The 11191-nt window shown below is 64.8% G+C and carries 12 protein-coding genes; 3 read left to right on the top strand and 9 right to left on the bottom strand.

The window, feature by feature from the left end; translation table 11 throughout:
- The 5 genes from DBR10_RS14580 to DBR10_RS14560 all read right to left on the bottom strand — a co-directional run.
- Nucleotides 1-545, bottom strand: a 545-nt coding sequence (locus DBR10_RS14580) for a thiamine pyrophosphate-binding protein (RefSeq protein WP_255579993.1), incomplete at its 3' end; no start/stop codon positions are given.
- The gene (locus DBR10_RS14575) at nucleotides 542-1621 is read right to left on the bottom strand and encodes a 3-dehydroquinate synthase (protein ID WP_108490178.1); all 1080 of its coding nucleotides are present in this window, start codon (nucleotides 1619-1621) and stop codon (nucleotides 542-544) included. The genes DBR10_RS14580 and DBR10_RS14575, both read right to left, overlap by 4 nt.
- Nucleotides 1605-2336, bottom strand: a complete 732-nt coding sequence (locus tag DBR10_RS14570; protein ID WP_108505038.1) for an SDR family oxidoreductase — start codon at nucleotides 2334-2336, stop codon at nucleotides 1605-1607. Before DBR10_RS14570 ends, DBR10_RS14575 begins: the two co-directional genes overlap by 17 nt.
- 70 nt (nucleotides 2337-2406) lie before the next feature.
- On the bottom strand, nucleotides 2407-3168 hold the full coding sequence (locus DBR10_RS14565) for an aldolase/citrate lyase family protein (protein WP_108505039.1): 762 nt from the start codon (nucleotides 3166-3168) through the stop codon (nucleotides 2407-2409).
- Nucleotides 3169-3439: 271 nt separating this feature from the next.
- A complete protein-coding gene (locus DBR10_RS14560; RefSeq protein ID WP_146184135.1) occupies nucleotides 3440-4564 on the bottom strand; it encodes a hypothetical protein in 1125 nt (374 codons plus the stop codon).
- 138 nt (nucleotides 4565-4702) lie between these two features.
- Between DBR10_RS14560 and DBR10_RS14555 the strand changes: the two genes are divergently transcribed.
- Complete coding sequence (locus DBR10_RS14555; RefSeq protein WP_108505036.1) at nucleotides 4703-5896, top strand: polysaccharide pyruvyl transferase family protein; 1194 nt, start codon at nucleotides 4703-4705, stop codon at nucleotides 5894-5896.
- 6 nt (nucleotides 5897-5902) lie between these two features.
- Here DBR10_RS14555 and DBR10_RS14550 read toward each other — a convergent pair whose 3' ends face one another.
- Together DBR10_RS14550 and rfbC are read right to left on the bottom strand one after the other, a co-directional pair.
- A complete protein-coding gene (locus DBR10_RS14550) occupies nucleotides 5903-6787 on the bottom strand; it encodes an alpha/beta fold hydrolase (RefSeq protein ID WP_199223539.1) in 885 nt (294 codons plus the stop codon).
- Nucleotides 6784-7353, bottom strand: a complete 570-nt coding sequence (gene rfbC, locus DBR10_RS14545) for a dTDP-4-dehydrorhamnose 3,5-epimerase (RefSeq protein WP_108490457.1) — start codon at nucleotides 7351-7353, stop codon at nucleotides 6784-6786. The genes DBR10_RS14550 and rfbC overlap by 4 nt, the downstream gene beginning before the upstream one ends.
- Before the next feature lie 33 nt (nucleotides 7354-7386).
- On the opposite strand from rfbC, the gene DBR10_RS14540 reads away from it, so the two are divergent.
- Nucleotides 7387-8427: a glycosyltransferase family 2 protein gene (locus DBR10_RS14540; protein WP_108490458.1), complete on the top strand. Its 1041-nt coding sequence runs from the start codon at nucleotides 7387-7389 to the stop codon at nucleotides 8425-8427.
- Here DBR10_RS14540 and argE read toward each other — a convergent pair.
- Nucleotides 8390-9568, bottom strand: a complete 1179-nt coding sequence (argE, locus tag DBR10_RS14535) for an acetylornithine deacetylase (protein WP_108505034.1) — start codon at nucleotides 9566-9568, stop codon at nucleotides 8390-8392. The genes DBR10_RS14540 and argE overlap by 38 nt on opposite strands.
- A gap of 185 nt (nucleotides 9569-9753) precedes the next feature.
- Between argE and purU the strand changes: the two genes are divergently transcribed.
- The gene (purU, locus tag DBR10_RS14530; RefSeq protein WP_108556458.1) at nucleotides 9754-10596 is read left to right on the top strand and encodes a formyltetrahydrofolate deformylase; all 843 of its coding nucleotides are present in this window, start codon (nucleotides 9754-9756) and stop codon (nucleotides 10594-10596) included.
- 9 nt (nucleotides 10597-10605) lie between these two features.
- Here purU and DBR10_RS14525 read toward each other — a convergent pair whose 3' ends face one another.
- A complete protein-coding gene (locus DBR10_RS14525) occupies nucleotides 10606-11106 on the bottom strand; it encodes an FKBP-type peptidyl-prolyl cis-trans isomerase (protein WP_108505789.1) in 501 nt (166 codons plus the stop codon).
- Nucleotides 11107-11191 lie beyond the last annotated feature (85 nt).

Here is an 11191-nt window from a genome sequence, read left to right as displayed (position 1 = left end):
GGGGCGGCCGGGGTGGTCTGGAGGGGTGCGGCGTCGACGTCGCGGGCCTGGATATCGAGCGGGATCTCCAGGAATACCGGACCCTTGCGGCCGTTGCTGCCCGCCTCGACAATCTCGTGGAACGCTGCGCGATCCACGATCCGGTCCAGCAGTTCAGCGCGGCAGGTGATCGAGCGAACGATCGAAACGCCGTCGATTTCCTGAATGCCGCGCTGGCGCAGCTCACCGCGCGACAGGTCGGCGGTCTTGACCTGTCCGCCGAGAACCAGCAGCTCGCGGCTTTCCAGCCATGCGCCGGCGATCGCGGTGACCATGTTGGTCAGGCCCGGGCCCGCGGTAGCCAGGGCGAAGGCCCGGGCACCTGTGGCGGTCTCATTGAAATATTCGGCCGCGACGCCCGCCGCCACTTCATGGACAGTCGGCACGCAGGTCATGCGACGGCTGCAGCTCTCGACGAGGTGCATGATGTTGCCGCCGCCGACATAGAAGCAGTGCGTGTAGCCGAGGTCGACCAGCCATTCGGCGATCTGGTCGCTATACTTCATGATCCGTACTGCTCCAAAAGGGCGGCAAAGGCCGCGCTGACCAGGTCCGTAGCGCTCTCGTCGCGGCGCAGTAGCAGTCTTTCCACTTCGCCGTCCTCACGAACGACAATCAGGGCGTAGTCCGTCCGGGTGTGTTTCTTGTCGGTTGCAAAGGCATCCATCAATTCGGTCAGCGACATAGCGCCGACCTCCTGGCCGAGACCCGGGACGGCCGCAAGCAGCTCGCCGATATGGCGGGTGAGAGCATGGATGCGATTGTCCGGCGCATAGCTGCGACCCAACAGTTCTCCGAAACGGGCCGCCGCGATAATGCCCAGCGCCACGGCGACGCCATGGCTGATCCTGAAGTTCGAGGCCGTCTCGATGGCGTGGCCGAACGTATGCCCGAAGTTCAGAAGCAAACGCTCGGCACGATCGAACTCGTCGACCTCGATGAACCACTTCTTCGATTCCAGGCTCAGGCTCAGGACCTGGGTCAGGGTGTCCAGCTCGGAGTGAATGGTCGGTTCCAGCTGCATGTAGCCGGCGAACGCCGTGCTCCCGCGGCAGAACGCGATCTTGGCCGCTTCGGCCAGCCCCGCGACGCGCTGCTCGGCCGACAGGGTGGAGGTCAGGGCGGGGTCAACGCTGATCAGGCCGGGCGGATAGAACGTGCCGACAATGTTCTTGTAGCGACCCACATTGATTGAGGATTTTCCGCCGATGCAGCTGTCGGACATCCCCAGCAGGGTCGTGGGCATGTAGATCCACGGCATACCCCGCATGTAGACCGATGCGACAAACCCCGCGACGTCCTGAACGACACCGCCACCCACGGCCAGGAGCGTGGTTTTCCGCGTTGCGCCCAAAGTTCTCAGCGTGCTGATGATGTCCGGAATGCGGTCCAGGTTCTTGGCGTTTTCCGTGGCCGTGATCGGGATCACGTGATGGCCCATGGCCTCAATGCCTGCGGCAAAGTACTCGTCCGCAATGACAACCCGATCGTTCGTGACCGCAAGGGCGCGTTCGTACGCCCCCAATTCGATCGCTACGTCATACGCGCCACTGGCGGCGTGAACCTTAAACGAGACGGACATTGCTAAACCCAAGGTCTACGGCGATCGACTGGCCGGACAGGCTGTTGTTCTGCTTCGAACACAGGAAGGTGACGAGATCCGCGACGGTGTCGGCGCTGGAAAGCCGGTTGAACAGGGTCGCCCCCTCGATGACGCCGAGCTGCGTCGGGCTGAGGTTGGCATAGGTCATCGGCGTGTCGAGCGCGCCGGGCAGGACAGCGTTGATGAGATGGCCGTCCCTGGCCAGATCAACGGCAGCTGACCTGACAAGGCCGCCGACGGCCGCCTTGGTCATGGTGTAGGACAGCTTGGTCTGTCGCGCCCGTTCCTGCCAGATCGAGCTGATGACACACAGCCGCGCACCTTCCGGGCTCAGGAGGCCGGCGTCCAGAAGCTGGCGGAGACTGATCAACACATACAGGCAGTTGGCCTTGTAGAGCTCAAGATGTGCGTCGACCTCGACGTCATACACGCTGTCCGTCAGGTTGGCGCCCTGCGCCCAGACGACCGCATCGAACGGCCTTGTGGCTTCGCCGAGAACCGAGGGCAGGTCCGCACCCTGGAACGGGTCATAGGACACCCGGCGGCTCTGTTCCGCAGGCTCGGCCTCGCCCGGCGTCCGCGCGACGCCGACGACCGTCCAGTCCTTGGCTGACGCGCTGTCACAGATCGTTTTACCGATCGCGCCGGACGCACCGAACACGAGCACATGCCAAGGCTGCTGATCCGAAGCCATTCAGACGGTTTCCAATGCAGAAAAAAGGCGGCGGGCGCCTGCGCCTGCCGCCCGTTCTCCAAGCGCTCGCTTAGCCCTTGGCCCGAGCTTCCATCATGTCGATACGCTTGGCGTCTTCCGATGCGATTGAGGTGTAGTAATCGCGCTTGTTCTTCAGCCAGGCCAGTTCGAAGTCCACGGCATTGGCGATGGCAGCCGTAATCGCCGGGCTTTCAACGGCGGCACCGTCGAACACAACCTTGCGCGTTTCGAAACGGTCCAGCCGGATGGCGCGAATTTCCTTCAGGGCATCAATGGCGTCCGTCGAAACCGAACCCCCGACAACCAGTTCGATATCGGCTTCGGCGCAGCCGCGGGCGACTTCCAGAACAGCATCCGTGATCGAACGTTCGTTGACCGCCTTGCGATCCATGCCGCGCGACAGGGTGAAATCCACCCGGCCGAACACCACACCGTCGACGCCCGACTTCGCAAGCGGAAGCATCTCGGCGAAATTCTTCAGAGTGGTTTCAGTCTCGAGGTTGAACAGGAAGTCCGTCTGCGACTGCTCGTCAGCATTGTGAGTCTTGTTCTTCGCGTCGATATATTTGGACAGGGCGTACTTCGTTTCGACCATAGGCGCGATGATGTAATCAACACCGTAGAGCTTGCTTGCCAGAAGATCGGATACAGCTTCGCAGCCGCCGATTTTCAGGGCGACCTTCAGGCCGGCCCGGTGCGTGATTTCAAGCAGTCGCAGGTACTCGTCCGGGCGCGTACCTTCGGCTTCGAACTCTGCCTTGATTGCCACATAGCCAAATTCTTCACGGCCGCGCTTGAGCATGTCGAGCATCTGGCGTTCAACAAAGTTCATTCAAGTCCCCATTGGTTTTATAAATACCGACAACGCATGGACCAGTACTTTAAGAGCACGCCCACATCGCCTGATTGATTAGACGAGCAAGGCTTATTTTTGGTCTACGGCCTTGGAATCATTGAAAAATCCCGCCCCTCTTATCTGGGTCGTAAGGCGCGATAACCATTTCATAGCGACCAGCCTTTAGCCCGTCAACCTTGGGACAGGCGCCCTCATAACGAGCATTTTGCGTTTGTCCACCGTTGCGTTATCGCCGGTCACCCCGCATGCCGGATCGCGCCCTGGCGAGGAAGATGTGCATCAAATTTGCGCTGATTTTCAGAGTACTGAGCACTCCTCGACGCCGAACGACGCTGACGGCCTTTGACACGATTGCCGATAGTCCGCCCTGGCCCGGCTGGAGGACGCTCAGGGTATAGCGCGCGGCGTCGGCCTCGTAGCTCCCTTGCTTCAGGATGCGGCAGTCTGCCGCAAACCCAGGAACGGCGTCGCGGAAGGCCTGTGTGCGGATCAGGAAGTCCTTAAGATCACGGGGAAACTGGTCGATCGCGGCCTGATATCCCGAGCGCATCTCGTGAACTGTGGCTTCGGCGCGCGCAATCTCCGCCGGATCGTCACCCCAGGCGATGCCACCCATGCCATGGTCGGCATCGCCGATCGGATAGGCCAGATAGGCGTTTGGCATCATCACGACGGGACAGCCGCACAGCGGTGCTTCAATGGCCAGGGCGGTATTCTCGAAAACATAGAGACGGCGGCTCCGGGCCAGCAGGGCCTTGAGCTCGTCCTGGTTGATCGAGGTGCTCAGGCTGCGGGTGATTTCGATGGCACCCGGCGGCACGCCGAAGACTTCGCCGTTGTGAACGGCCTTGTATTTGGAGGCATAGTAGCAGGTTTGCGTCCGGGCCTGGACGCCTTCGGGTTGAGGCCAGTCTGCCAGGTCTATCGCCGGCAGGAACAGCGAGCGCTCCGGATGACCGATCTCCTTGGCCAGCCGTTTGCCATAGCCGTAGACGAATTCAGCCTCGTCATACGCAGACGGTCCGCCCAGGAGGCCTGGAAGGTTGAGGACGTAGCGGACCACGGCCCGCGATCTCAGTGGATTGCCCTCGACCACTTCCGGATAGAGCGCGATCGGCCTTATCCCGGTTTTCCGGTGCTCCTCGGCCTGGGCCCAGGTCAGAACGGGAGCCAGGATGTGCGCGGGCCTGGTCGCACTATGGGCGGCGAAAAGGTTGGAGGCGATATAGGCTGTTCCGCCCATACGGTTGATGGCATCGGCGAGCAGGTGCAGGACGCGAATCCCGGCTGAACTCTCGCTATAGGGGGGAGCGAAGATGTAGTACGGGTGGGGGTATGGGTTCTGCGACATGAACGGGCACCAGGTGCGCGGGAACGTCGAATAGACAAAGACGGCCCTGCGCGAAGTGCCGGAATCTAAGGGGTCTGGTGACTCCGGACAAGGCTCGTGCGTGTGTTATGGGCCCGGCTTGCAAGAAGGAGACTGCAGATGTCCCGTCCCTTCCTGTTGAACCACAACATGGCCTTGTCGGGTCACGCTTCGGATCTGGACCTCGTGTCGATCCTGCGTGCCATCAACGGAAACTCCGGAAATTCTGTCATTGCCGAGGGGCTGTGCGTCCAGCTGGGCCTGACCGCCCCCCCCGTCGGCCCGGCCAACATTTTCGACTTCGATCCGGCCGACATCGATTACCATACGACAAATCGCGACTACACCCATGTCGTGTTGATCCTGCAGGATCACATCAATGCGGCCTTCAACACGGTAGACTGGTCGCCCCTGGTCAGGGCACTGGGTCAGCTGACCCTGCCCCTGGTGGTCGTGAGCCTCGGCTGCAACGGGCCTGTCGGAGCTACCCCTGAAGAGGTTGTCTCAGGTCTTTCGCCACAGCTGATCGCCTTCGTCCGTTTCCTCGGCGTGCGAGCGGTGTCGATCGGGACCCGTGGTCTCGTGACGGCTCGGGTCCTGCGTCTCCTGGGCGTGGAAAACCACGCTGTGGTCGGCTGCCCATCCTATTTCCTGCACGGCGCGGGTCGTCGGGTGAACGAAGTGCCGGCCGATGCGGAAGGCCCGGTTCTGGCGGGTGGTCTTTTCGCCAATGCCGAAGATCGCGACGTGCATTTCATGCTGCAGAGCGAGCTGGGTCTGATCGAGACCCTGGCCGGGTCGCGGATTACCCACCTCGCAAAGATCTCCGAACTGCGTGCCCGCTATCCAGGCTATCTCCGCACCCTGCTGCAGGCCGGTTTGGCGGGGCGGCTGGAGTTCTTCGTAAACCCTGCGGCGTGGCGCCGGCGGATCCTGGATTTGAAACCGGCTGTCAGTGTAGGCACCCGGGTCCATGGCGCCATCCAGGCTCTCAACAGCGGCGTGCCGGCCTTTGTGACTGCCGGTGACCTGCGCGCCAGGGAGATGTGCGAGCTGTTCGGAATCCCGCGCGCCCATATCGGCGGTACGCAGGGCAAATCCGTGGCGGATCTGCGGCGCATGGCCTCCACGGATGTGCTGAACGCCGTCTATGACGACCGCTATGCGCGCTTCGTCGCCTGGCTCACCGAGGCGGGACTGGGGCCGGTCGGTGGGTCCGGAGTTGGCGGCATCAGCCATTGGGAGTGGGTTAAGATCCGCAGCAAGCCGCTCGATGACCGGGTTGACGGTCTGCTTCGGCATCTCGAGGGCTAGCCGGGATCAGGATCTCTTGAGCAGCTGGATGATGGCCGCCCAGGCTTCCGGTTCCGTCAGCATCGGCGCATGGCCGACCCCCGGCACCTCGACCACGGCCATGTCCGGCGCGGCAGCCTGCATCCGGGCCACGATCGGCGGGTCGACCAGGTCCGAGATCGCGCCGCGCACCAGCAGCACCGGACGGTCCTTGGTCAGGGCCCGGAACAGCGGATACATGTCCGGGGCCAGGGCCTGGGCCCCGTCCTTCTGCTGGGCCGCCGCCGCCCGGATCGGGGCGGAGATGTCGGGGTCGCAGGCCAGGACGAAACCGCCGTCCCGCTCGTCGAACAGGCGGCGGGCGAAACGGTCCCAGTCGGCGGCTCCATAGGCTGGGAAGGCCGCTTCATTGATCGCGCGGGCATAGTCCACCGCCTCGGCCCAGGTCTCGAACCGGCTGGCTCCGCCGGCATAGGCGGCGATGCGGGCCAGGCCGACCGGCGACAGCTCGGGTCCGACATCATTGAGCACGGCGGCGGCTATGGCCTCTGGCCGGAAGGCGGCCAGGACCAGGGTGATCAGCCCGCCCATGCTGGTGCCGATGAAGACGGCGCGCGCGATCCCGGTCGCATCCAGCAGGGCGCCGATGTCAGCGGCATAGGTGCCCGGATGATAGTTGAGCGGCTGGGGATCGTGAGCCGAGCGGCCCCGACCGCGCACGTCTACGGCCAGAACGCGCCGGCCTGATGCGGCGATCAACGGGGCCAAGTCTTCAAAGTCACGGCTGTTGCGGGTCAGGCCGTGGATGCAGATCACCGGCAAGCCGGTGATCTCACCGACCGGCGCATAGTCGCGGGCGTGCAGCCCGAGGCCGTCGGCCGAGGTCCAGGTGAGATCGGTAAAGCCCATCACTGGACACCGTAGGTGAAAGGCGAGTCCAGATCGGCCAGCAGGGTGGCGGCCTCGTCACGGGCATTGGCCCTGATCTCGCTGTTGGGAAGCGTCCAGTCGATGCCGATGGCCGGATCGTTCCAGCGCACCGCGTCCTCAACCTCCGGCGCATAATAGTCGGAGACCTTGTAGAGCACCTCGCATTCGTCAGTCAGGGTCGTGTAACCGTGGGCAAAACCCTTGGGCACCAGCAACTGCTGGTGGTTCCGGGCCGAGAGCTCGGCCCCCACCCACTGGCCATAGGTCGGCGAGCCCCTGCGGATATCGACAGCGACATCAAAGATCGCGCCGACGGCGCAGCGCAGCAACTTGTCCTGGGCCCGGGGCGGCCGCTGGAAATGCAGGCCCCGCTGAATGCCCCGCTTGCTCGAGCGGACGTGGTTGTCCTGGACGAACTGGCCGCCCGAGAACCCCGCCTCCTCGAGCGCTGACTGGCGGAAGGTTTCCGAAAACCAGCCTCGCTCGTCGCCATGACGGACGGGCGTGATAAGCAGGACCTCGGGAATCGCCAGGGGCGTGATTTTCATGACCGGAATCTTGTTGGAATGAGCGTGCCACCGATGCCGTCTGCGACGAAGGATGACAAGCCCGTCCCCACCGTCAGCGTGATCATCGTTGCCTATCAGAGCGGCCCGACGCTTGAGCGCTGCCTCGCCGGACTGAGAGCCCAGACCTTCGCGGACTTCGAGGTGATCCTGGTCGACAACGCCTCCACCGACGGCGCGGCCCAGGCTGCCGCAGCGGCTGACCCGGACCTGATCTTTCTCGAGCCCGGCGAGAACCTCGGCTTTGCCGTCGGCAACAATCTTGCGGCGGCGCGGGCCCGGGGCCGCTGGCTGGCCCTGCTGAACCCGGACGCCTATCCCGAACCCGGCTGGCTTGCCGAACTGGTCGCGGGCGCGGCGCGACATCCCGGCGTCGAGTCCTTTGCCTCGCTCCAGACCACGGTCGAGGACCCTGAACTGCTGGACGGGGCCGGCGACAACATGACCTCGGCGGGTATCCCGTTCCGCGGCGGCTATCGTCGCAGGCTTCCTGGGGACCTGCGCGAGGGCGAGGTATTCTCGGCCTGCGGCGCGGCGATGTTCATCGACAGGGCCCTGTTCCTGGCACTGGGCGGCTTCGATGCACGGTACTTCTGCTATTGCGAGGACGTCGACCTCGGATACCGCCTGCGTCTGACCGGTCGTCAGACCCTGCTCCTGCCCAGGGCCCGGGTTGCCCATGTCGGCTCGGCCAGCACCGGGGTGCGGTCGGAGTTCGCCGTCTTCCACGGATCGCGCAACCGGGTCTGGACCTTCCTGAAGAATACCCCGCCGCTGCTGCTGTGGCTGACCACGCCGCTGCACGTGGCCGTGACGGCGGCCCTGTTGCTGCTGCACCTGCGCCGGGGCGATGCCGGACCGGCTGCGCGGGGGATCCGGGCGGCGCTGGAGCCCAAGGCCCTGGCCGCCGTCCTGGCCGAGCGCCGCAGGGTTCAGGCCGGGCGCCGGGTCGGCTCGGGCGCAATCCTGCGGGTGATGTCGATCGATCCGGCCGCCTTCATCGGCCGGCGGTTTGTGATCAGGACGTCGAAAGCGCCTCGAGCAGTCGCGCCATGAAGGCCGCACCGCGCTGCATCTGGCTGATCTCGACAAACTCGTCGGGCTGGTGGGCCTGGTCGATCGAGCCGGGACCACAGATCACGGTGGAGAACCCGGCACCCTGGAACTGCCCGGCCTCGGCGGCATAGGGCACAACCCGGGCCGGGCCGTTGTCGCCGGCCAGACGCCGGGCGAAGGCTTCGGCGACACCGTCAGTCTCCGGGGCAAAGGACGGGGTCAGGGAGCGCCGTTCGACCCTGACCCCCGCCTCGGGCGCGCGGGCCTTGAGGTCGGTATCCATCGCTGCAGCCGCCGCAAAAAATTCCGCCAGGATCGCCATCGGGTCCATGCCCGGCGGAGTGCGCAGGTCGAAGATGAAGACGCATTCTCGGGCCAGGATATTGACCGCCGTGCCGCCATTGACCTGACCGATGGTCAGGGTCGCGCCCTTGGGCGTAAACGGCGAGGCCGGGTCGGCCTCGCGGGCCAGCCGCTCCGACAGGGCGACCAGCCCGGCCATCAGCTTCACCGCTGCCATATTGGCCGAAACGCCGAGATGGGTGAGGCTGGAATGGGCCTCGCGACCGCTGACCGTGACCTTGAAGCTGGCAATGCCCTTGTGGCCGCTGACGGCCACCATGTCGGTGGGTTCGCCCACGACCACCAGGGCCGGGCGGGGCAGGTCGCTGGCGATGACCGCGATCATGTCCGGGGCCCCCAGGCAGCCGACCTCCTCGTCATAGGAAAAGGCCAGGTGCACCGGCCGGGACAGGTTCGCCGCCGCCAGGTCCGGGGCGGCCGCCAGGGCCAGGGCCAGGAACCCCTTCATGTCGCATGTGCCGCGACCATAGAGGCGGCCGTCCTTCTCGGTCAGGACGAAGGGGTCGGTGGACCAGGGCTGGCCATCGACCGGGACGACGTCGGTATGGCCCGACAGAACGACGCCCCCCGGCACGGTCGGACCGATGGTGGCCAGCAGGTTGCTCTTTGTCCCGTCGGCATTGGGCACGCGACGGGACGCAATGCCCAGGTCGGCAAGGTAGGTCTCGACCCAGGCGATCAGGTCGAGATTGGACAGGCGCGAGGTGGTGTCGAACGCGACCAGCCGGGCCAGGAGATCGACCGCGCGGGCCGAAAGCGCTTCGGGAGAGGATGCCATGGGCCCAGCCTAGTCCGACCAGGCCGACTTGCCCATGGCGTCGCGACAGGTGGCATGGCCGACCCGGACTGGCCGGTTTTTGCCCTTCAGGGCGCATGAAAGCGCTCGAAAAGGCAGCGAAATTCGACGCTTTTCGCGCGAAGCGGCTTTCCCTCGGCGCGCACCGGCACTAGACGGGGCGAACCATGATCCTGACCCTGTCCTGTCCAGACCAGCGCGGCATCGTCGCCAAGGTCTCCACCTTCCTGTTCGACCGCGCGTGCAACATTCTCGACGCGCAGCAGTTTGACGACCAGGAGACCGGCCAGTTCTTCATGCGCGTGGTGTTCGACGCAGACAACGCCGACCATGAGGCCCTGCGAACCGATTTCGCGGTCGTGGCCACCGCCCTTTCAATGCGCTGGACGCTGCGGGCCCGCAGCGAGCGCTACCGGGTCATGATCCTGGCCAGCAAGTTCGATCACTGCCTGGCCGACCTTGTCTATCGCTGGAAGATCGGCGAACTGCCGATGGACATCGCGGCGGTGGTCTCCAACCATCCGGCCTCGACCTATGCCAATGTCGACCTGTCAGGCCTGCCCTTCCATCACCTGCCGGTGACCAAGGACACCAAGCTCGAGCAGGAAGCCGAGCTGTGGAAACTGATCCAGGACACCAAAACCGACATCGTCGTGCTCGCCCGCTACATGCAGGTGCTGTCAGACGGCCTGTCAGCCAAGCTGGACGGCCGCTGCATCAATATCCATCACTCGTTCCTGCCCGGCTTCAAGGGGGCCAAGCCCTATCACCAGGCCCACGCCCGGGGCGTGAAGCTGATCGGGGCCAGCGCCCACTATGTGACCGGCGACCTCGACGAAGGCCCGATCATCGAGCAGGACGTCGAGCGCATCAGCCATCGCGACACGCCCGAGGACCTGATCCGCAAGGGCCGGGACATCGAGCGCCGGGTACTGGCCCGCGCCCTGCACTACCGTCTGGAAGACCGGGTCCTGCTCAATGGCCGCAAGACCGTGGTCTTCACCGACTGAAGTCTGTCGCTATTTCGGGGTGGGGGTCGCGCGCAGGACGTCGATCAGCTCGATCCGGAAAACCATGACGCTGTTGCCGGGGATCGGACCCTTGTCATGCTCGCCATAGCCCTGGGCCGGCGGCACGAACAGTTCCCATTCATCGCCGGGACGCATCAGCTGCAGGGCCTCGATCCAGGCCGGGATCAGCCCGTCCAGCGGAAACGAGGCCGGCATGCCGCGCTCGTAGGAGCTGTCGAACACCGTCCCGTCCAGAAGCTTGCCCTCATAGTGGACCTTGACCTCGTCGGCCCGGGTCGGCTTGCGACCCTCGGCCGGGCCAGAGCGCACGATCCGGTACTGCACGCCGCTGGGCAGGGTGACGACGCCGGGGGCCTTGGCGTTCTTGTCCAGGAAGGCCTGACCGGCCGTCAGATTGGCGGCGCGGGCCTTCATCTTCTCGCTGGGACCGCACGCCGAAAGGCCCAGGGTGGCGAGGAGGGCGATGACGAGGCCGAGGGCGCGAAACATGGGAAAGCTTCCGAACGAGGGGTGCGGGAGTGCTAGACTATTTCGCGTCGCCGGGAAATCATCGCCGCGTTAAGGATCGGTGCAG

The sequence above is a fragment of the Caulobacter sp. HMWF025 genome (genome assembly GCF_003060965.1).
Taxonomy (GTDB): domain Bacteria; phylum Pseudomonadota; class Alphaproteobacteria; order Caulobacterales; family Caulobacteraceae; genus Caulobacter.
Note: the sequence above shows the minus strand (reverse complement) of the source record. Positions and strands in the feature narration are given on the sequence as shown.